The following is a 19,569-nucleotide window of genomic DNA, read 5'->3' as shown; positions in this document are numbered from 1 at the left end:
CGCTTGCTACACTGCTTGAGGGTTGCAGCCAAACAAATCAGACGATGCGGCAAAAACATCTTTGTTAAGTATTAAATGCCGATCGCCATCTCGACTGATTAACCCTTGCTGCTGCAATTTTCCCAGCATTCGAGTTACTGTTACCCGCGTCGTGCAAATCGCATTAGCAATATCTTGATGTGTCAAGCGGATATTCAAACGAGTTCCCTCAACCACAGGCTGACCGAATTCCTGTTGCAATAATAGCAGTAGCTGATACAAACGGTCATCTACTCGCCGCTGTCCGGCGATCGCTAAAATTGCTTCCATTTGCCGCAGCCGCCGTACCATTTGAGGCAGCAACTCGTGAGACAATTGAGGAGAAGCTTCGATTTCCACCATAGAATACCACATCAAATAAACATCTGATGTCGCCGCAGCTCGGTAAGTCTGCAAGTTTGTCAACCACAAACCGAAGCACATCGAAGGCCCAACCCAACCCAAAAGTCCTTCTTCTCCAGTTGGATAAAGCGTACTCAATTGTGCTAGACCTTGACAGACTCGCCAAAGACCGTGCGACATCATAGGAATGGTTTCCCCCTTGGCATAAAAATGCAAGTTTCGACTCGCTCCTGTGTTATGCTGGATTTCCGCTAATAGTGCTTTGGATGTTGGTGGCATATCCCTTATTTCCAGCTAAAAAACATTGGTCTGAAACCTACATTGCTCACTCTAGCCGACAAAGGTAAAGGTTTGGTAATCGTCTGGTTAGCGGCAAGATAAGCTTTAGTCGGTAGTTGTTAGTTGTTATAAAATGACTGAGGAAAAGCTGGCTTGTGTAAAAAATTGCACTCGTTATTCGGGGCAGATTAAATAAATATTTAAATTAAAAAAGTCCGCAGAATATTAGTTAAGAAATAGTCAGTCGATCGAGGTTAAATAGAAAACAGAGGCGAGTTCTGAAGTTCGATCGCACTTCCAGGCCTGCGGAGTCAACTGCTGCTATCTGCTGCCACAATTTTCAAGAACTTCTAAAATAGTTCAAGAAGGTATCAAAAGACAAAGTAAGGTTTTTCATGGCCGATCAATTAATTCGCGCTACAGCCGCAGAGGGCGGAATTCGCGCTGTAGGCGTCATTTCCACCCGCCTCACCGAAGAAGCAAGACGGCGGCACAAGCTCTCCTACGTGGCTACAGCCGCCCTCGGCCGCACGATGTCGGCGGGGCTGTTACTCGCCTCCAGCATGAAGCGACCCGAATCGAGAGTCAATATTCGCATCAAAGGAGATGGGCCGCTGGGCGGACTTCTGATTGATGCGGGACTGGATGGAACGGTTCGAGGTTATGTGGACAATCCCGGAGTAGAATTGCCGCCGAATGCTAAAGGCAAACTCGATGTCGGCGGGGCAATAGGTGACGGTTATTTGTACGTGGTGCGGGACGTTGGATACGGCTTCCCTTACTCAAGTACGGTAGAATTGGTTTCCGGCGAAATAGGCGACGATCTGACTCACTATTTGGCAACCTCGGAGCAGACGCCTTCGGCTCTGGTTTTGGGGGTGTTTGTGGGGGCGGACGGGGTACAAGCGTCTGGGGGTGTGCTGTTGCAGGTTCTGCCGAAGGCGGCAACGGACGAAAACCTCGTGCAAACTTTAGAATCTAGAGTTGCTGCACTGTCGGGCTTTACGCCGCTGCTGCGATCGGGCAAAACGCTGCACGAGATTCTTGAAGAGTTATTGGGAGATATGGGCCTGGAAATTTTCCCGGAAACTCAAATGGTGCGCTTTCACTGTGGCTGTTCGTTCGATCGAGTTTTGGGAGCTTTGAAAATGTTGGGCGAAGCGGAACTGCAAGACATGATTGAAAAAGATGGCGGGGCTGAGGCTACGTGCCATTTCTGCAACGAGGTTTACCAAGCTAGCAGCGATCAGCTTGCGGAACTGATTGGCGATTTGCGATCGAACTCCGGTTCTTGAGATAATAATTGGTAATTGGCAATCATGAGTGCGAGTTAGGGATAAAGGCCTTGACCAATTGCCAATTACCCCTTATCAATTACCTAATCACAAAATTTTGATTTTTGCGGTTTGGCGATCGCCTCTTGTAGTCTTTCGCCTGCAGGAGTATTGAAAAGTGATGAATACATTCTATAGAGCAGTCAATAGCAGCGATCGCTGTTTTGAAATAATTAAGACAGGCTGGTTGTTGTTTGTGGTGAGGATATGAGTCAAGAGCGCAAAACACCAGGCCGTTGGTCTGCATCAGAATCCTTGGAGTCAACAAAGGATTCTTCGTCGCTGGTGCGGGTACCAGCAAGGAAAAACCGGGCTGAACGACTTAAAGAGCTCCGAGAGTTGATTACTTCGGGAAAACTGCCGGGAGGGCATTTGGAACTACCGCCGAATTTGTCTGGGGAAAACTCGCAGCCGCTGGGGGGACCAAATCAGTTGTGGCGGAGGTGGTCGAATAAGTGGCAGTTTTGGCTGGCTGTGAGTTCGATCGTGTCGGTGGGTATGGGATTTGTGGCACTTGCGTCTTTGCTCAACCTGACCTCGCAGTCGAATTGCTCAAAGATTTTTTGGCCGACGGCTTCTGCTAACGATCGCTTTTTTTGCGCTCAAGAAGCAGCAAGCAAGCGGACGGCGGATGATTTGCTGTTAGCGATCGAATTAGTGAATGCTTTGCCACAAGACCATCCGCTGCGGCCGAGAATTAACGGTCAAATCGATCGGTGGTCAGAGGATATTGTCACGTTGGGAAATGTTAGTTTCCAAGAAGGAAAGCTGGAGGAGGCGATTGCGATCGCTCGCAAGGTTCCTAAAGACGTTCCCGCTTACCCGACGGTGGAAAAGCAGATTGAAAAGTGGCAGTCGATATGGAGCGATGCAGAGAAAATTTACGGCACAGCCCAAGACCACTTGCGTAAGGAAGAGTGGGCGCCGGCTTTCCGCCAAGCTACTTTGCTTTTGGATTTGGGAAATACTTTCTGGGAATCAGCTAAGTACGAGGAATTGACTCAGCTAATTCAGACGACTCGGGCTGAGGGCAATAAGTTGGTAAAAGCCCGGAATACAGCCTCGGAGGGAGGTCTCGACAATCTGGTGACGGCGATTAAGCTGGCTCAGGGAATTGGTGAAAACAGTTATTTGTATCAAGCTGCCAATAAGGCGATCGCGGAATTTAGCAAGAAAATTATGGAGATCGCCCAAAAACGCTTGCAGGCAGGCGATTGGCAGCAGGCGACCGCGATCGCTAGCAAGATTCCCGACGCTGCAAATTTAAGGGGACAAGTTGAGGATTTTAACCAGTTGGCGAATGCTACTGCTCAGGCTTCGACTGGCTCTGTTGAGGGTTTCTCAAAGGCGATCGAGATTGCTCAAAATTTGAATTCGGGCCGCCCTTTGTACAAACAAGCTCAAGATTTAGTCGGTCGCTGGCAGGAAGAAATGGCTGATGTGAAAGTTTTGGATTTGGCAAGCAGGCTGGCGGCGCCGGGAGGGGTCAAGGATTTGAGGGCTGCGATCGCGCAATTGCAAACAGTCCCGCAATCAAATCCCCGCTCTGAGGAAGCTCGCAGTCAAATTAGCAGCTTGAGCCGTCAAATCGAGCTGCTTGAAGACAGTCCGTATTTGCAAAGGGCGAACGATTTGGCGAGTACGGGCGATCCGAATGCTCTGGAAGCGGCCGTTGCTCAAGCTTCTCGGATCGCTAGAGGTAGGGCGCTTTACGTGGAAGCTCAAACCAAAATTCAAGCTTGGATCGAGAGGAGACAGCGACTTGTTGACCAGCCGTTTTTGGATAGAGCTCAGCAGCTAGCTGCGGGCGGCAATTTGGCGGGGGCAATTGAAATGGCCCGCCGGATTCGATCGGGACGGGTGCTTTATGAGGAAGCTCGATCGAACATTCGGACTTGGGAGGCTCAATTTCAGGGCGAGCAAGGTTTGCAGAACGCCCGTCAGGCCGCCCGAGCGGGGACTGCGGAGGCTCTGCAAACGGCTATTGCGCTGGCCCTTGAGGTGCCAGAGTCGAGTTCGCTCCGGTGGCAGGCGAGTGAGGCGATTGATGAGTGGAGCCAGCGGATTTTGGCGCTTGGTGTGGAACAGTCGTCGTCGGACCTGGCTGGGGCGATCGCGACTTTGAAGAAAATTCCCTCGGGCACTCGGGCTTTTGAGCAAGCTCGATCGCAAATCGAAGTTTGGGAGGAGTCGCTGAATCCTCCGGATGCTGAATCTCCCCCTCCCGAACCCCCGGAAACCGAGCCTCCGAGCAGCCCTCCGAGTCGGTAAATTTGAGGGCTACCAAAACGAATAGCTTCAAAATCTTCAGGGACGCCAACGCCTCCGAGCAGCCCTCCGAGTCGGTAAATTTGAGGGTGAGAAGCTGCTAAATAATATCTTTAGTTATCTGTATTAGGGAACCAAAAATGAAAACGCCCAAGCAAGTGATCCAAGACTGGGTTTCTGCTTATAATGCTCGTGACCCTCACGCCCTGATCGAGCTTTATCACGACGATGCAGAGAACCATCAAGTTGCCTTTGGCGATCCTCTAAACGGGCGCGAGGCATTGCTTGAGAGTTTTGTTAGCTTCTTCCAAGCTTTTCCAGACAATTACACGCACGTTGAGAATCTGTTTGAGGATGGCGAGTGGGCGATCGTCGAGTGGAGTGGTGGCGGCACATTTCTAGGTGAGTTTGGTGGCAACCTACCAACTGGCAAAAGTTTTACGCTGCAAGGCTGTGGCTTCTTTCATGTTGTTGGTGGCAAAATCCATTTTCAACGCGGTTACATAGACAAGCACACTTGGTTCATGCAGATTGGGTTACCGATATCATAAGCTTCCAGTTGTGCAACTGTACAATTATTTCGCATCAAGTCTTTGCTGACTAAAACCTGCTTTGCAGCTAGATACTACCGAAAATAGGCTAACTCGCTTGCTCAACATTGGGCGGGGGGTTTAAACCCCCATCTCACAGCTTGCATTCGGTTAAAACCGGCTAAGAATTCATCAATTGCCACCGGATTTGACAAGATATCCTTAATAGTTAATCGCCAACATTTAAAAATTGGTAAATAAATTCTTTGTATTCCTCTTTCACGGGCAGCTCTTCATCGACTTTGAGTCGCCGCCGCACTGCCACAACTTCTTTGCGTTCGATCGGGTTATAACCTGGTTTATCGTATTTTTCCCAATACAATCCCGTTCCCCGGCGCTGCCAAGTCGGCAGTTCGTTAAAGTTAATTCCGTTTTGAAACAGCAATTCATTTTTGAAAGCCACTGATTGTTTCTCTAATATAACTGCTGCATTTTCACCCGTTTCGCCATTTTTTCGCAGCATCCAATAACTCCAGCCATTCAAAGCGCAGCGCGCTGCATCTGCTTGGCGCCATAGAAAATAATCTACTACTTGCGATTTGTTGGCTGCGGAACAAATGCGGCTGTCAAAATTGACTGCTGTTTGGGCGGCGCGAGTGAAAGTTGCACTGGCAATACTGGCAGAAATAGAGACAATTTTTTCTAAGCTGCGGTCAAATAAATCCCAATCTGGAGGAAACAAAACTGAGATTTCGTCACTTTCGGTATAAGCGTAAATGCCGTCTAGTTCTGATAGGAGTGTTTTGGCAGTTTCCACCATTAATTCGTGGAATTTTAAGTCGAAAGGCTTATCAAAACTTGAGGAAGTAAATTTGGAAAAACTGCGACCGTCGGCGCGAATTACTGTGTGAGTTCCCGGCAATAAACGCAGGCTGTGAAAATATTCAAGCTCGCGCATTTTTTTTTCAAATGTCTGATTGTCCATGAATAACTTCCTCTGCGGGCCAGGTTTTTACTTCAAAGGTAAAGTTTTCTGCTATGCGGGCGGAAAACAGCCGTTCAAACCCTTCGGCGTAACTGGGCAATACCATTTTTTTTAGAGTAGCATAAATTGCTATGTCTGGAACTTGAGATTTGCCCGATCGCTTGTGATTTCGAGCTAAACAGTCGCTGACTATTGATTCAAAGTAGTAACCGATGATTTGGGCATTATAGGTGCGACCGATATCAATCAGCGACTTGCGATCGAGAACTTCGGGATTGGTGTTGTCAACTGCGACTGAATGACCTGCTTGCAGTGCATTTTCAATTAATTGAATTTGTCGGCGCGATTTATTTCTATTGTTTCGCATTAAATCTTTGCTGACCCAAACGTGCGTGGCAGCTAAATAGTCGCGGAAAAATGTGCTTTTTCCCGATGCTTGCAATCCCATTAAAATGACTAATTCCACAGCCTAAACATCCGCCGGATTTAGGTGCATCATTGCCCAAGTGGTGTAAGTGCCGATCGGACTCCAAAGTATGTAAGGCAGCAATAACAGGGCTGCGGGCTCCGAAACTTGCAACACAATTAAAGCTAGTATTACGCTTAAAATAGCGCCCGTTCCGCCGATTATTGTGCCGACTTTTAGGCTACGCAATTTGCACATAACGGGCGTGTAAGAAATAGTCACTATTTCTAAAAGCAGGTACAAACCCATTCTCAGCCAAGTCTCCTGAGTTCCGGGTTCTTTTTCCCAAACAATCACTGCTGACCAAGCTGCACAAATAAAAATTACTGTCCAAATTAGGGGAATTGCTTTTTCAAATACTAGCCATCTCGGACGCTGCAAGCGGTTGAACCATTGGATGTCGCTGGGCGCGATTATGTTAGCGGCTAAAGCTACTACAAAGGCGACGCCTCCGATTACCATCCAGGATTTAATCATTTCTTTACCTTGGGCGAGGTTGACAGGTTCAATTCAGCAGATATTATCTCTAATTTTGGCGATCGCGCAATCTGTCCCTAGTTATATTAGGTTGGGATCAGTCGCGACACCCAACATCAGTTGAAAAGTAATTTAGACTTCTGGGAAACCTCAAGTTATTTTCTTCAATTCCACTTCATAATATAAAAAATGTGAGTCTTGCTCCCTCCCCTTGACAAGGGGAGGGTTCGGGCAGGATTTTCAGTAAATTTGACCAGTAATTTTGACAAAAAGTTTCTTAGTCTTTCAAAACAATCGGCTACTAGCCGAGCCGATGATGCTGTTCTAATTCTAAACTAGAGTCATCCTCTTTTTTGGGAACCAAAAGCGTATTTTCGCTGCTCGGTTGCAACACGGCTTTAATCACTTGGAGAAAACGGTTAGGCTTTTTAGTTTGACCGTTGAGAGTGCGGCGGTCTTGCACTTTTTTAGAAAGGTGCCGCATCACAGATAAATCGAGTTCATCTATGAAATGGTCTGCTATACGTTCTCCCATTAAATCAATAGCTTCAGCATACTGCTCGGTCAGGGTTTCTATGGCATCGTATGCTTCGTCAGCAACTTGACTTGCTACTGTTTTATTTTGGTCGCCTGATGTCTTGGAATTAGTGCGGCGCCGGTCTAAAAGACTTTGGTAGTCAGCAATGCTCATTCCCAAATTGTAAATATGGTGGTGAGCGTGATCCATCAAATCTACTTCGCTGGGATAGAAGAAACCGCGAGTGCTGTTGATGCCGTGCAGTTTTGCCCAACGCCGCAGATTTGTCTCATCTTGCAGTTGGTATCGCTCCAACATTTGAGCTGTGTTCAGCTCTACTTCTGGCGTAACTTTGAAATCGCTCATCGGTAAATCCTCGCTGGTGAGTAAATAAATAAAATTGAAACTTAGAATCTGTGATTTGCGTACAGTCTGAAAATGACGATCGATCGTTTGACGGCATTCACGGAAGTCTTGCGGGCATTTGCTAGCCCTCGATCGTGCGATCGTTAGATGGAGTCAGAGGATTTCAGGGTACTTTTGGGCTTTGTCTCGATCGCATCCGGGAGCAAGCACACAGGGTTAATAATATAGCTGATTTAAGGTTTTAACAACCGTTAAAAATAGTAAAGTTTGATTTTTTAGCTGGAAATTTTAGTAATGTTGAGCTATAATATTCTCAATTACCGTGCAATTAGTAATTTTAGTAGTTGCAAACGAGATTCTTAGTATGCCTGTATACGATTATTTTTGTCCCAAAAACAACCAGAAGTTAGAAGTTTCGCACAGCATGAACCTGGAAGTTTCGACTTGGGGTCAACTGTGCGAGTTGGCTAAGTGCGAACCCGGGGAGACTCCCGCAGATGCTCCGGTACGCCGGCTGCTGAGCGCTCCGAGGTTGATGAAGCCGACATCCGACACCGATTATAAAAATTCGGGTTTCAGCAAGTACGTGAAGCGGGATGAAGGGGTTTATGAAAATGTCACGGCTAAGGACGGTGAAAGCCGTATTGTCAATCGAGATGGCAAGCCGATTAAAGACTGAAAACCCACAATAATCAAGTTTTCAGTTGGGTGAATTACAGATATTGGGTAGGGACACGGCAGTGCCGTGTCGTGCCTTTTATCCGATTGAAAAGTGCTATATTATTCAGATCGTATTATGCCGATGCAGAGGGAAACAATACCAGCGACCGGACATAATATTATTAGCCAAACCAATCTTTCATTTTGTATTGGGCTTGTTCTTTAGTATCAGCATTAATGTAGACTGAAACAGTAGCTATTGCAGCCAGCAAAACTCCCAAATCGTCGGTAAATCCGATGCCGACTAATAGATCTGGAATCGCATCCACAGGAGATATAAAATAAGTCAGAGCTCCAACTACAACTCCTTTTGCCCAAGCAGGCACGTTTGGGTTCTGAGCCGTATAGTAGAGAATCAAAGCTTTTTCAACTACTTCTCTTCCTGCGGTTAAAGCAAACTTTTTAAGTTTAACCCAAAAACTTTCATCGGAGTATTTTATATTAGAATCACTGAGGTTAGTCGTGGTTATTTTTTGGTCAATTAAATCGAGAGGGATGCCCTTATTTTTGAGCTGGGAAACAGCAGAATTAAAAGATGCTGATGCCTGATTTTTATTAGGCGCGCCCTCCCGTATTTGTTTCATTTCTGCGATGAATTCCTGCATGGCTTGGATTTGCAAGTCGGAAACCGCCAGCAGTTTTTTTGCGGATTGGATCGCCTCGCTTTCTCCGGGATGCAGCGTCTTATTTGCCCCAGCAATGTTGATTAAAAAATACATGACTCCCAAACGCAGCGGTTCTTCTGAGTGGCTGAGTGTTTGCAAACAGTCGCTGAGTGAAGGGGGAGTGGCTGTGTAGGATTGGATTTGAGTCTTTGCAGAGTCAGAAAATTTGTCTAAATTTATGGTTTTAAACAACAAATCTAGTTCGTCAATATCAACGGAACCATCGGCGGCTGCGATCGCAAATAAAGAACCATAAAAAGCTAAAAGTTCGCTTTCTGAGGATGTGGCAAAAATATCTCTCTCGGACATGATGCTACTCCGATTGATAACGACGCTTTGCATTTTACCACAAAACTCAGATCGAAATGATTTCGGCACTCGCATTCAAGGGCTGCGGAAACAGGCAATAATTTTAGAGAGGATGACACAATGGAGAATTTTTTATGAAAGTTGCGATCGTCGGCTGCGGCTATGTGGGTACTGCGACAGCCAAACATTTACGCGGCAAATCGGATTGTACTGTGACGGCGACAACTACGACGGCGACGCGAGTAGTTGAATTGGAGGGTGTCGCGCAGCGGGTAGCCGTGCTCAAAGGAAATGACACAGAGGCAATGACCGCTGTATTGCAAGAACAAGATGCTGTTATGCTGTGCGTAGGTGCTCCAAATTCTCAGGCTTATCGGGAGAGTTATTTAGAGACTGCGACAACTTTAGTATCGGTTTTACAGCAGATACCGACAGTAAAGCAGGTTATTTATACGGGTACTTATTCTGTGTATGGCGATCGCCAAGGTGAATTGGTAAATGAAGATTCACCCGTTGCGCCGGCTAATCCAAACAGTGAAATTCTAGCAGAAACGGAACGGATTTTATTAGCAGCATCTAGTCCCAATCTTCACGTCTGCATTCTCCGTTTGGGAGGAATTTATGGGCCGGGGCGAGAATTAGTTAAAATCTTTGGACGTTCGGCTGGGAACACTCGTCCTGGTAGGGGGGAAGATGCTACTAATTGGGTGCATCGCGATGATGTTGTTGGGGGGTTAACATTTGCTTTGGAAAATCGATTACAGGGAATTTATAATTTAGTTGGCGATGTATCGCTATCTAGTGGTGAATTGCTCGATCGCATTTTTGAATCTCACAATTTGCCTAAAGTTTCTTGGGATGGAAGTCCTAGTGTGCGGCCTTATAATGCTAGGGTGTCGAATCTAAAGATTAAGGCGGCTGGTTATCAGTTTATCCATCCTGAAATTAGGGAGTTTTAATAGTCCTGGGCGCAGCACCTAATTATGTAGGGTGCGCACTGCGCACCTTGCTAGAGAATTTTAGATTTTCCCTTTAACCCAAGTTCTAAAGGATTTCAGCAAAGCAATTTCTCCTATCGTTTGAGTGCGAGTGAAAAACCCAGCCATTTCTGCTACCGATACAAAGGGAAAAGCAATACTAAAGTCGCGCTCAATATATTCAGTTTCTACCAACTGATAAAATTTCAAAACTCGCCCGTTATATAGCCAGAGTTCCGGGACGCGAAGTGCGGAGTAAATGGCAAACTTATCAATTGAACTGCTGGTAATATCTATTTCAATTGCTAAGTCGGGCGGTGGGGCAGTTTCTAAATCTAGTTCTTGCCTGCCTCTAACTGCTGCTTCATTTTGGATATAATAACAGTTATCTGGTTCTATGCCTTTTTTGGCATTTTTGAGTTTGAGAGTAGTTGAGCCAGCACTTTTAATTTCAATGTCGAGTTCTTCTGCTAAAATGAAAATGAAACGATGAAAGTGAAGTTTATAAATTTCATGAAGGTATGAAGGAGTCATGATTTCTAGCATACCCTCATGGTAAGCTATGCGATAACCTCGCTTATCGCCTATTTCTTTGAGCAAGCTTTCAAAGGTTTGCCAGCTAATGTTTTCTAGCAGTCTTCTCTGTTCGGCTAGACTTGAAGTAGTAGCAATCATCTCAAAATCTCCTTGAGCTGAGAAAACTCTAGTTTTCTTTTACCACAGGCCCCGATACTATGAAATGGGCGATTTTTTACGGGATAGCTGTGCTTCCCGGTCTTTTTTTTACCGCAGATGCAGGCGGATAGATGCGGAGGAACGCGGATGAAGAAAGAGCGATCGGACTTCACTTATGTTGTGTTAAATATTATTTAATGACACCGCTAATTCTTTCTCTTCTTCCCAAGACAGTGATCTTTGAAGTTCTCCTGATACTATAAATGTTTGAGCTGCCAACAGTGCCGTCTCTAAATTTACACACATCCTGGCAGAATAATTACCTTCTTGTCCGCCGATAACTAGCTTTTCTATTGCATCTGGTTTTGATGGATCTACTAAATTATGGAAGCTAACGTTATCAAAAGTTACGTTAACAATATATTTGCCGGATTCGCCGCTACCAATGCTCATATAACACTCGTCATCTGCACCCAAGGTAACTAAAGTTTTACTTTTCCCATCTAACTCGCGAATGGCTTGTTCTATTTGACTCCAAGTAGGACTTTCTATTAAATCACCTTCCTCCTGGTTGCCAACCCAATTTTCTGCTGATAGGTTTAACACAAACATTATTGCCTCCTTCTATTTGGGGTGCGATCGCTCTCTTCTTCATCCGCGTTCATCCGTGTTCATCTGCCTTCATCTGCAGTCAAAAAAAGGGCGATCGCTAGATTAAATAATTATCTCGATAGCGTTCCAGTGCCATTTGTCGTGCTTCAAATTCATTCCATTGCTGGATAGGTCGTAAAGTTTCTACAGTTGTCAATTCATCGGGAAGTGGTGTACCTATTATTTGATTGATTACTTCGGCTATTACCCGACAACAGCTTTGTGGCCAACAGACTACTTGCTCCTCAGCAAATCTAATTACTATCCATCCTTTTTCTAAAAATAGTTGATGGCGCTGATTTTCTTGGACAATCACTTCGTAATTTTTAGGCTCGCCGCTTTCATCGTGATAAGGTTTATCAATTGTTATATCAATACGTAAATTTGTTAACTTATCAAAATAAGAAATTTCTATACAGTAAGGTTGATAGGATTGGGATTTTTGGATAATTAAATTGTTATAAATTTTATCTTGAAATAATTGCTGTAAGTTCTTATAAAACTTACTTTCAAGCCACTGAGACTTTGTACTGACAATTCTACCATCAGGAGGGACGGTTTTTATGATAATGTCTTTAATTATCTGATAGCGATACTGTTTTATTTTTTCAGGTTTTTGGGATTCTGCTATCTGCCGTTTATGCTGACTCTCACGCTTTTGCCATTCTGCCAACAAATCTTTATAATCGCACATTTGTTGTTTGTATCGATTAAGTGTTCGTAAATAATACATTTGTTGTTGCCCGAAGTTTAAGGCAGTAACCAAAATTCCACCTACAGAAATATAGAAACTAACGACAATATTTCTACTGGCAATCAGACCGATAGTTGCAAAAGGAATAATTAATGGAAGAGATTTATAAAAAAACAAAAGTACATCAATTGGTTGAGGCTTATAACTAGGAGGTAAAGGTTTTGGTTCACTAAATTTCCATGTGAATGGAACTGCATCCATAGCTTGAATAACAGGGTCGGGCATGAGGATAATAGGATATTGATTCATGTTTTTTAGTGGTGGTATTATTAAACTATAATACTCAACTATTTTCACGAGATATTGCGCTAGGCAAAGGCAAACCATGTTCTAACAAGGTGGGCAAATACCCACCCCACAAACTTACCCCATAATCCCACCAAAAAAGTCGATCGTCTCTTTCAACGCTTTGACAAACACATCAATCTCCTCGCGAGTATTGTAAAAATACAAACTCGCCCGCGCCGTAGATGAAACGTTCAAATAGCGGTGCAAAGCTTGCGTGCAGTGATGCCCGGAACGAATCGCGACTCCCTCCTGATCTAACAAGGTAGACAAGTCTTGAGGGTGAATTTCTCCCGCAGTAAATGCCGCCAAAGCTGCCCTACCTTCGCCGTTGCTGTCTGGCTGCGGCCCGTAAATTTTGATTTCTGGAATTTGCCGCAATTGTTGGAACATATAAGCAGTCAATTCTGCTTCGCAAGCGTGAATCTTATCCATGCCAATGTTACTAAGATAATCGATTGCTGCACCAAGGGCGATCGCCTCGCCGATTGCAGGCGTGCCGGCCTCAAATTTGTGCGGCAAATCGGCATAGGTTGAATAATCGAGAAACACGTCAGCAATCATCTCGCCGCCGCCGAAAAACGGAGGCATTTCTCTCAGCAAGTCCAGTTTACCGTACAGAAAACCGATGCCAGTCGGAGCGCACATTTTGTGACCGGAAGCAACCAGCCAATCGCAATCTATTGCTTGCACATCTACTATCATGTGCGGCACGCTTTGGCAAGCATCTATTAAAACTCTGGCGCCGAAACTGTGGGCAATTTTGCAGATTTCTTTGATTGGACTGATGCAGCCCAAAGTATTAGAAACGTGAACGGTTGACACCAATTTAGTTTTATGGGAAATCAGCGTTTTAAACTGTTCCAAATCAAACTCGTTAGTTTCCGTTAACTCGACAAACTTCAGCACCGCACCGGTTCTTTGAGCAATCATTTGCCAGGGAACGAGATTGCTGTGGTGTTCCATTACCGACAGGATAATTTCATCTCCGGCTTGGAGAGTGCTCAAACCCCAAGAATAAGCAACCAAATTAATCGCTTCAGTAGCGTTGCGAGTGTAAACAATTTCTTGCCGCGACGCGGCATTTACAAACGCCGCAACTTTGTCTCTAGCACCTTCGTAAGCATCTGTCGCTTTGGCACTGAGAGTGTGAGCGCCGCGGTGCACGTTTGCATTGTATTGTCCGTAGTAATCACGCCAAGCGTTGAGCACAGCTAGGGGTTTTTGAGAAGTAGCTGCATTGTCTAAATAAACTAGCGGTTTGCCATTTACTTTTTCATTCAAAATTGGGAAGTCGCCGCGAACTTTTGATGCAAGTGTTTTTTCTTGAATAAGTGTCATAATTTTTGAAGTTAATGATTTGTCGTTGGGTGGGGGCGGGTTTACGAAATTGTTGGTTTTAGGCAATTATTATTCGTGAAACCCGCCCCTACAGGTTGTTAAAAATGGTGCAAGATGTTGTAGGGACACAGCACTGCTGTGTCCTCTGTGTCCTCATCTTTATGAGTTATTCTTGAATAGCCACACAGGTAGAAAGCATTTTCGCCACGCCAATAATTGGCAACAGATTGAGAATTTCTGCTGCAAAAGCATCGATTAGCAAATAGCGGCTTCTTTCTAAATCCAAACCGCGACTTTGCAAGTAGAAAAGCTCATCATCTTCTAACTGGCTGACAGTTGCACCGTGGGAACATTTAACGTTGTCGGCGACAATTTCCAACTGCGGTTTGGTATCTACGCGAGCTCTCGGCGACAGCAACAAATTCCGGCTCAACTGTCCGGCATCTGTCAATTGTGCGGCTTTGCGAACGAAAACTTTGCCGTTAAATACAGCGCGAGCTTTGTTGCCGACAATGCACTTGTGCAATTGGCGACTTGTACCGTGGGGGTAATTAAAATCGATTAAACTGTGAGTGTCCGCCAACTGTTCCCCAAAGGCTACGCTTAAGCCGTTTAAAGTTGTTTCAGTGGCTTCGCCGCGCTGAAATACTTCTAAATTGTGCCGCGATATTTTGCCGCCCAAGCTGATAGCATGGCAAGTGTAACGGCTATTACGAGATTGTTCGATCGCACTTTTGCCGATATGAACAACCTCTCCACCTTCCCGCTGAAGCCGAACGTGATTCACAGTGGCGTTTTCGCCGACAACAACATCCGTTACAGCATTCGTAAATGCAGGGACATTACCGATAGTTGCGTAATCCTCAACCAGCGTCACATTGCTTCCAGGCTCAGCTATGACCAAGCAGTGCGGCTGGGACATCGTGGGAGATGCACCTGGTGCTGTCAGGAACAGCAAGTGAATCGGAAGGTCGATCGACATATTGGCCGGCACGAACACCACCGCAGAATCCGCCAAACCCGCAGTATTCAGCGCGGTAAACACCTCGGTTTGCTGTCTGTGCTTGCTCAAAACATCGCTGATGCGTCCTTGATATTTTTCGGGCACATTAGATAGATTACCTGCGTAAAAGTCGATCCTCTTCGAGGACTCCGCTAACGGCAAATTCGGCAAAACCGACGACTCCACCGTTGACAAATCCGGCGCATAAAAACCGTTGACAAATACCAATCTTAATGGTAAATCATCCCGATTTTTCACTGGCATAATGATATCAGCCAACTTAACTTTTGACTGATTGCTCTGGGGTATATGAAAAGGAATTTGCAACACCGACGACAAATCAGTAAAGCGCCATTCTTCATCCCTCACCGTCGGAAAACTCGAAGAAAGAACGTATTCAGTCGCCGCATCCCGCAAATCCTGCAACCCGTAAGCAGAACTTTCGTTATTAGCTGCGCCCAACTTGCCGCACTGATTCACCAAATCAGTCAAAAACATTTCCCTACTAGCAACTTGCGTATTCATCATCGCGCGCCTACTCCTGCTGCTTCCTCTTCCACCACCCAGTCATAACCGCGCTCTTCCAATTCCAGCGCCAACTCTTTCGGGCCAGTCAAGATAATTCTACCGGCTTCCATGACGTGAATAAAATCAGGAATAATGTAATTCAGCAACCGCTGATAGTGAGTAATCACCAACATCGAATTTTCAGCATTTGACAACTGATTCACACCGCCGGCGACAATCTTGAGAGCATCGATATCCAAACCCGAATCAGTCTCATCTAAAATAGCTAACTTCGGTTCCAACAGCGCCATTTGCAAAATTTCATTCCGCTTTTTCTCGCCACCGGAAAAACCCTCATTTACGCTGCGGCCTAAAAAAGAATCATTCATCTTGACAATATCCAGCTTGTCCTCGATTAAATCTTGAAAATCAAAAGCATCCAATTCTTCCAAGCCGCGATGTTTGCGGTGAGAATTGTAAGCCACGCGCAAGAAATCCAGATTGCTAACGCCGGGAATTTCTAACGGATATTGGAACGCTAGGAAGACGCCAGCCAATGAACGTTCTTCCGGCGGTAATTCCAGCAAATTTTGACCCAAAAAATTAACTTCTCCGCCCGTTACCGTATAAGCAGGATGGCCCGCTAATATCTTGGATAAAGTGCTTTTTCCCGAACCGTTCGGCCCCATAATCGCGTGAATTTCACCCGATTTTATTTCCAGATTCAAACCCTTCAGGATTTGGGTATCTTCCACATTCGCAGTTAAATCGCGGACGGATAGCACCACTTGACTATTTTCTACAATCATCTATTTTTTTCCTTTTCCTCAATGCACTTTACAGCTTTTTCTTCTCGTTCTTTTCGTTCCTAGGCTCTGCCTAGGAATGCGTGTCGCGAGGCTCTGCCTCGTTGGAAACGCGAGAGAGAAATGTGAGGCAGAGCCTCTAGATATGCGTTACCAGGCAGAGCCTGGTAACGATGGTTTCTAGCCCGCCAAAATATTTTCTTCCTTCTTCCTTCTTCCTTCTTCCTTCTACCCGACACTTCCTTCCAGCTTCAGACTCAACAGCTTATCAGCTTCCGCCGCAAATTCCATCGGTAACTGATTGAAAACATCTTTACAGAAACCGCTAATCATCATCGAAATAGCATTTTCTGCGGAAATTCCCCGCTGTGCGAAGAAGAACAATTGCTCTTCCCCAATCTTAGAAGTAGAAGCTTCGTGTTCCACTTTAGCAGTGTGGTTCTGCACTTGAATGTAAGGGAAAGTATTCGCTTGAGCATTGTCGCCAATCAGCATGGAATCGCACTGAGAGTAATTGCGAGAGCCTTTAGCATTAGGCCCCATTTTCACCAAACCGCGATAGCTGTTGGATGAATTTCCCGCCGAAATTCCCTTAGAAATAATCGTGCTGCGAGTATTTTTACCAACGTGGATCATTTTGGTTCCGGTGTCAGCTTGCTGTTGGTTATTTGTCAGCGCTACCGAGTAGAATTCGCCCACAGAGTTGTCGCCGACTAACACGCAACTGGGATATTTCCAAGTAATCGCGGAACCGGTTTCTACTTGTGTCCAAGAAATTTTAGAATTAACTCCCTGACACAAACCCCGTTTCGTCACGAAGTTGTAAATGCCACCTTTGCCGTTGGCGTCGCCGGCGTACCAGTTTTGCACTGTGGAGTATTTAATATCGGCATTGTCCATTGTTACCAATTCCACGACGGCGGCGTGCAGTTGGTTGGTGTCAAACATTGGCGCGGTGCAGCCTTCCAGGTAAGAAACTGAGCTGTTTTCTTCTGCAACAATTAGGGTGCGCTCGAACTGGCCGGAATCTCCGTTGTTGATACGGAAATATGTTGACAATTCCATTGGGCATTTGACGCCTTTGGGAATGTAAACAAAGGAACCGTCGCTGAATACGGCGGAGTTGAGGGCTGCGAAAAAGTTATCGCCGACTGGTACGACGCTGCCAAGATATTTTTCTATTAGTTCGGGATAATCTTTGACGGCTTCTGAGATGGAACAGAATATAACGCCGTCTTTGGCTAACTTTTCTCTAAATGTTGTGGCAATTGAAACGCTGTCGAAAACGGCATCGACGGCAACATTTCCGAGCCGCCTTTGTTCGGATAGGGGAATACCGAGTTTCTCGAAGGTTTCTAGCAGTGTCGGATCAACTTCGTCCAAACTGTTGAGCTTTTTGGGCTTTTGTTTGGGCGCGGAATAGTAGATAATTTGTTGGTAGTCGATCGCGGGATAGTTGACGTGGGGCCAAGTGGGCTCGGTCATTTTCAACCACTGCCGATATGCTTTGAGGCGGAATTGCAGCATGAATTCCGGTTCGTTTTTCTTGGCGGAAATCAGGCGGACTACATCTTCGCTCAAGCCGCGGGGGATGGTGTCTGACTCGATGTCGGTGACGAAACCGTATTTGTAGGGCTGGTTGACTAAGGTTTTGACTGTGGTAGAACTCATTATTTTGCGTGTTCAGTGTTCTAGATAATGCTCTCTGGATGGCAGACGGGGCAATGCCTGTCTCGGCTTGAGCGAGTTCTGCTGGACTGCTCTTGGAAGTTAAACAACAATTTTGTTGCTTTACTATATTTTAAGCTACATTAACAATAGTGATATTGTCAAAGTCAAATTAATAATTTTTTGTGAAGATGATGGAGACTACTCAGCAGACTTCCACGAAACAAGACATCCTGGAATATTTGCTCAAGGGGGGGCAGGGGACGGCTCTTGAGTTGGCGGAGTCTTTGGATATCAGCCCGCAGGCAATTCGCCGTCACTTGAAGGATTTGGAAGCGGAGGGGCTGATTCAGTATCAGTCAGTTCAGGCTGGGATGGGGCGGCCGCAGCACATTTATGAGCTTACCAGTCTGGGGCGCGATCGATTCCCCAATCGTTACGGTGATTTTGCAGTCTCTTTCTTGGATACTTTGGCGGAAACCGTCGGCCGCGAGCAAGTAATTACTATCCTGCGAAAACAGTGGCAGCGCAAGGCTACGGACTACCGGCGGCTAGTGGGTACGGGTTCGCTGCAAGAACGGGTGACTAAGTTGGTGGAACTCCGCAGGGCTGAAGGTTATATGGCTGAGTGTTATCCTGTAGAATCTGTAGAGGTGGGGATGTGCGATCGCGCTGGTTTAGGCGATCGATTTGTGTTGATGGAACACAACTGCGCGATTTCTAATGTTGCTGAAACTTTTCCGAGTGTGTGTGGCAATGAGTTGGAAATGTTTGCAGGGGTTTTGCCGGATTGTATTGTGGAGCGGACTCACTGGATTATTAATGGGGAACACCGCTGCGGTTATTTGATTGCAAGAAGGAAGGAAGAAGGAAGAAGGAAGAAGGAAGAAGGAAGAAGGAAGAAGGAAGAAGGATGAGGGAAGGCATTACACGGATTTTGACACGGATACACGGATGGGTGTTTTTACTAATTACCAATTACCGACAGCACTACACGGATTTTGACACGGATACATGGATGGGTATTTTTTGCTTTTACCGATTACCAACAGCACGATACGGCTTTTGACACGGATGCACGGATAGATGTTTTTACCGATTACCAATAACAAATAACAAATAACAAGTAACTAATAACTATGGAACCGCTAGCAGATTTTTTAAAGCCGGAAGAGTGTGCGGAAGTTGATATGGCGCTGCTGTCGTCGAAGGAAAAGTTTTCGGCGCGGGTGGCAATTTATGCTTTGAGGGTGCTGAAGCAAATTGCTGAGGAGACGGGTTTGCCGGTGTCTGAGGTGACAAATGGGCAGGTGATGGATTGGATTAAGAATGATGAGAGTATTAAACAGTCGATCGAACTTGATGCTAGTTTTGAAAACTTTTTTACGAATTTGGTGGTGGCGTCTTTGCGGCCTTTGAGGCAAATTGCGGCAGAAGCCGAGATCGGGATCGAACAATTAACAGTTAAGCAGGTCGTGGCGTGGTTTGTGAAGGACGGGAAGATTCGCAGAGAACAGGGAACCGAGGCGGCTTTTTTGGACTTGTAAGTTAAAGGTCGATCGGCCACACTCGCAAACTCGGCCTCAAACCCCGATAATTGCAGCG

Annotated in this window: 21 protein-coding genes; 8 read left to right on the top strand and 13 right to left on the bottom strand. The window is 45.7% G+C overall.

Features of this window, described 5'->3' with window-relative positions:
- Positions 1-6 precede the first annotated feature (6 nt).
- Positions 7-660 carry a Crp/Fnr family transcriptional regulator gene (locus tag QUA20_RS01355; protein ID WP_333184607.1) on the bottom strand — a complete coding sequence of 218 codons (654 nt, stop codon included), beginning with the start codon at positions 658-660 and terminating at the stop codon, positions 7-9.
- Positions 661-1,055: 395 nt separating this feature from the next.
- Here QUA20_RS01355 and hslO point away from each other — a divergent pair, with 395 nt between their 5' ends.
- The 3 genes from hslO (at position 1,056) to QUA20_RS01340 (ending at position 4,813) form a co-directional block, all read left to right on the top strand.
- Entirely contained in the window at positions 1,056-1,955 is a 900-nt protein-coding gene (gene hslO / locus QUA20_RS01350; RefSeq protein WP_333184605.1) for an Hsp33 family molecular chaperone HslO, read from the top strand.
- A gap of 246 nt (positions 1,956-2,201) precedes the next feature.
- On the top strand, positions 2,202-4,265 hold the full coding sequence (locus QUA20_RS01345) for a hypothetical protein (RefSeq protein WP_333184603.1): 2,064 nt from the start codon (positions 2,202-2,204) through the stop codon (positions 4,263-4,265).
- Positions 4,266-4,402: 137 nt separating this feature from the next.
- Positions 4,403-4,813 carry an ester cyclase gene (locus QUA20_RS01340; RefSeq protein WP_333184601.1) on the top strand — a complete coding sequence of 137 codons (411 nt, stop codon included), beginning with the start codon at positions 4,403-4,405 and terminating at the stop codon, positions 4,811-4,813.
- A gap of 208 nt (positions 4,814-5,021) precedes the next feature.
- Here QUA20_RS01340 and QUA20_RS01335 read toward each other — a convergent pair whose 3' ends face one another.
- From QUA20_RS01335 to QUA20_RS01320, 4 genes are all read right to left on the bottom strand, one after another.
- Entirely contained in the window at positions 5,022-5,777 is a 756-nt protein-coding gene (locus QUA20_RS01335; RefSeq protein WP_333184599.1) for a tRNA(His) guanylyltransferase Thg1 family protein, read from the bottom strand.
- Positions 5,758-6,243: an AAA family ATPase gene (locus QUA20_RS01330; RefSeq protein WP_333184597.1), complete on the bottom strand. Its 486-nt coding sequence runs from the start codon at positions 6,241-6,243 to the stop codon at positions 5,758-5,760. Before QUA20_RS01330 ends, QUA20_RS01335 begins: the two co-directional genes overlap by 20 nt.
- 3 nt (positions 6,244-6,246) lie before the next feature.
- Complete coding sequence (locus QUA20_RS01325) at positions 6,247-6,720, bottom strand: TspO/MBR family protein (RefSeq protein ID WP_172189366.1); 474 nt, start codon at positions 6,718-6,720, stop codon at positions 6,247-6,249.
- Between the two features lie 301 nt (positions 6,721-7,021).
- On the bottom strand, positions 7,022-7,603 hold the full coding sequence (locus QUA20_RS01320; protein ID WP_172189368.1) for a hypothetical protein: 582 nt from the start codon (positions 7,601-7,603) through the stop codon (positions 7,022-7,024).
- Positions 7,604-7,967: 364 nt separating this feature from the next.
- Here QUA20_RS01320 and QUA20_RS01315 point away from each other — a divergent pair, with 364 nt between their 5' ends.
- Positions 7,968-8,282: a zinc ribbon domain-containing protein gene (locus tag QUA20_RS01315; protein ID WP_172189370.1), complete on the top strand. Its 315-nt coding sequence runs from the start codon at positions 7,968-7,970 to the stop codon at positions 8,280-8,282.
- Positions 8,283-8,445: 163 nt separating this feature from the next.
- Here the strand turns inward: QUA20_RS01315 and QUA20_RS01310 are convergent, their stop codons facing one another.
- Positions 8,446-9,297, bottom strand: a complete 852-nt coding sequence (locus QUA20_RS01310) for a DUF1232 domain-containing protein (protein WP_333184594.1) — start codon at positions 9,295-9,297, stop codon at positions 8,446-8,448.
- Between the two features lie 134 nt (positions 9,298-9,431).
- Between QUA20_RS01310 and QUA20_RS01305 the strand changes: the two genes are divergently transcribed.
- The gene (locus QUA20_RS01305; protein ID WP_333184591.1) at positions 9,432-10,256 is read left to right on the top strand and encodes an NAD-dependent epimerase/dehydratase family protein; all 825 of its coding nucleotides are present in this window, start codon (positions 9,432-9,434) and stop codon (positions 10,254-10,256) included.
- A 60-nt stretch (positions 10,257-10,316) separates the two neighbouring features.
- On the opposite strand, the gene QUA20_RS01300 is transcribed toward QUA20_RS01305, so the two are convergent.
- From QUA20_RS01300 to sufB, 7 genes are all read right to left on the bottom strand, one after another.
- Entirely contained in the window at positions 10,317-10,949 is a 633-nt protein-coding gene (locus QUA20_RS01300) for a Uma2 family endonuclease (protein ID WP_333184589.1), read from the bottom strand.
- A gap of 183 nt (positions 10,950-11,132) precedes the next feature.
- A complete protein-coding gene (locus tag QUA20_RS01295; RefSeq protein ID WP_333184587.1) occupies positions 11,133-11,561 on the bottom strand; it encodes an Imm1 family immunity protein in 429 nt (142 codons plus the stop codon).
- Between the two features lie 97 nt (positions 11,562-11,658).
- Positions 11,659-12,603 carry a hypothetical protein gene (locus QUA20_RS01290; RefSeq protein WP_333184585.1) on the bottom strand — a complete coding sequence of 315 codons (945 nt, stop codon included), beginning with the start codon at positions 12,601-12,603 and terminating at the stop codon, positions 11,659-11,661.
- A 114-nt stretch (positions 12,604-12,717) separates the two neighbouring features.
- Positions 12,718-13,980 carry a SufS family cysteine desulfurase gene (locus tag QUA20_RS01285; protein WP_333184582.1) on the bottom strand — a complete coding sequence of 421 codons (1,263 nt, stop codon included), beginning with the start codon at positions 13,978-13,980 and terminating at the stop codon, positions 12,718-12,720.
- A gap of 166 nt (positions 13,981-14,146) precedes the next feature.
- Positions 14,147-15,511 carry a Fe-S cluster assembly protein SufD gene (gene sufD, locus QUA20_RS01280; RefSeq protein ID WP_333184580.1) on the bottom strand — a complete coding sequence of 455 codons (1,365 nt, stop codon included), beginning with the start codon at positions 15,509-15,511 and terminating at the stop codon, positions 14,147-14,149.
- Positions 15,508-16,299 (bottom strand): Fe-S cluster assembly ATPase SufC, encoded by a 792-nt coding sequence (gene sufC / locus QUA20_RS01275; RefSeq protein WP_333184578.1) that lies wholly within the window; start codon positions 16,297-16,299, stop codon positions 15,508-15,510. The genes sufD and sufC overlap by 4 nt, the downstream gene beginning before the upstream one ends.
- 225 nt (positions 16,300-16,524) lie before the next feature.
- Positions 16,525-17,967: a Fe-S cluster assembly protein SufB gene (gene sufB, locus QUA20_RS01270; protein WP_172190154.1), complete on the bottom strand. Its 1,443-nt coding sequence runs from the start codon at positions 17,965-17,967 to the stop codon at positions 16,525-16,527.
- Positions 17,968-18,155: 188 nt separating this feature from the next.
- Between sufB and sufR the strand changes: the two genes are divergently transcribed.
- The 3 genes from sufR (at position 18,156) to QUA20_RS01255 (ending at position 19,511) form a co-directional block, all read left to right on the top strand.
- Positions 18,156-18,881, top strand: a complete 726-nt coding sequence (gene sufR, locus QUA20_RS01265; protein WP_333184576.1) for an iron-sulfur cluster biosynthesis transcriptional regulator SufR — start codon at positions 18,156-18,158, stop codon at positions 18,879-18,881.
- The gene (locus QUA20_RS01260) at positions 18,814-18,969 is read left to right on the top strand and encodes a hypothetical protein (protein ID WP_333184574.1); all 156 of its coding nucleotides are present in this window, start codon (positions 18,814-18,816) and stop codon (positions 18,967-18,969) included. The genes sufR and QUA20_RS01260 overlap by 68 nt, the downstream gene beginning before the upstream one ends.
- Before the next feature lie 134 nt (positions 18,970-19,103).
- Positions 19,104-19,511, top strand: a complete 408-nt coding sequence (locus tag QUA20_RS01255; RefSeq protein WP_333184571.1) for a hypothetical protein — start codon at positions 19,104-19,106, stop codon at positions 19,509-19,511.
- Positions 19,512-19,569: the final 58 nt, after the last annotated feature.

The sequence above is a fragment of the Microcoleus sp. Pol7_A1 genome (genome assembly GCF_036701085.1).
Taxonomy (GTDB): Bacteria; Cyanobacteriota; Cyanobacteriia; order Cyanobacteriales; family Microcoleaceae; genus Microcoleus; species Microcoleus asticus.
Note: the sequence above shows the minus strand (reverse complement) of the source record. Positions and strands in the feature narration are given on the sequence as shown.

Coding starts and splice junctions, on each gene's coding strand:
- QUA20_RS01355 (WP_333184607.1), bottom strand. CDS start 660: ATGCCACCAACATCCAAAGCACTATTAGCGGAAATCCAGCATAACACA.
- hslO (WP_333184605.1), top strand. CDS start 1,056: ATGGCCGATCAATTAATTCGCGCTACAGCCGCAGAGGGCGGAATTCGC.
- QUA20_RS01345 (WP_333184603.1), top strand. CDS start 2,202: ATGAGTCAAGAGCGCAAAACACCAGGCCGTTGGTCTGCATCAGAATCC.
- QUA20_RS01340 (WP_333184601.1), top strand. CDS start 4,403: ATGAAAACGCCCAAGCAAGTGATCCAAGACTGGGTTTCTGCTTATAAT.
- QUA20_RS01335 (WP_333184599.1), bottom strand. CDS start 5,777: ATGGACAATCAGACATTTGAAAAAAAAATGCGCGAGCTTGAATATTTT.
- QUA20_RS01325 (WP_172189366.1), bottom strand. CDS start 6,720: ATGATTAAATCCTGGATGGTAATCGGAGGCGTCGCCTTTGTAGTAGCT.
- QUA20_RS01320 (WP_172189368.1), bottom strand. CDS start 7,603: ATGAGCGATTTCAAAGTTACGCCAGAAGTAGAGCTGAACACAGCTCAA.
- QUA20_RS01315 (WP_172189370.1), top strand. CDS start 7,968: ATGCCTGTATACGATTATTTTTGTCCCAAAAACAACCAGAAGTTAGAA.
- QUA20_RS01310 (WP_333184594.1), bottom strand. CDS start 9,297: ATGTCCGAGAGAGATATTTTTGCCACATCCTCAGAAAGCGAACTTTTA.
- QUA20_RS01305 (WP_333184591.1), top strand. CDS start 9,432: ATGAAAGTTGCGATCGTCGGCTGCGGCTATGTGGGTACTGCGACAGCC.
- QUA20_RS01300 (WP_333184589.1), bottom strand. CDS start 10,949: ATGATTGCTACTACTTCAAGTCTAGCCGAACAGAGAAGACTGCTAGAA.
- QUA20_RS01295 (WP_333184587.1), bottom strand. CDS start 11,561: ATGTTTGTGTTAAACCTATCAGCAGAAAATTGGGTTGGCAACCAGGAG.
- QUA20_RS01290 (WP_333184585.1), bottom strand. CDS start 12,603: ATGAATCAATATCCTATTATCCTCATGCCCGACCCTGTTATTCAAGCT.
- QUA20_RS01285 (WP_333184582.1), bottom strand. CDS start 13,980: ATGACACTTATTCAAGAAAAAACACTTGCATCAAAAGTTCGCGGCGAC.
- sufD (WP_333184580.1), bottom strand. CDS start 15,511: ATGATGAATACGCAAGTTGCTAGTAGGGAAATGTTTTTGACTGATTTG.
- sufC (WP_333184578.1), bottom strand. CDS start 16,299: ATGATTGTAGAAAATAGTCAAGTGGTGCTATCCGTCCGCGATTTAACT.
- sufB (WP_172190154.1), bottom strand. CDS start 17,967: ATGAGTTCTACCACAGTCAAAACCTTAGTCAACCAGCCCTACAAATAC.
- sufR (WP_333184576.1), top strand. CDS start 18,156: ATGATGGAGACTACTCAGCAGACTTCCACGAAACAAGACATCCTGGAA.
- QUA20_RS01255 (WP_333184571.1), top strand. CDS start 19,104: ATGGAACCGCTAGCAGATTTTTTAAAGCCGGAAGAGTGTGCGGAAGTT.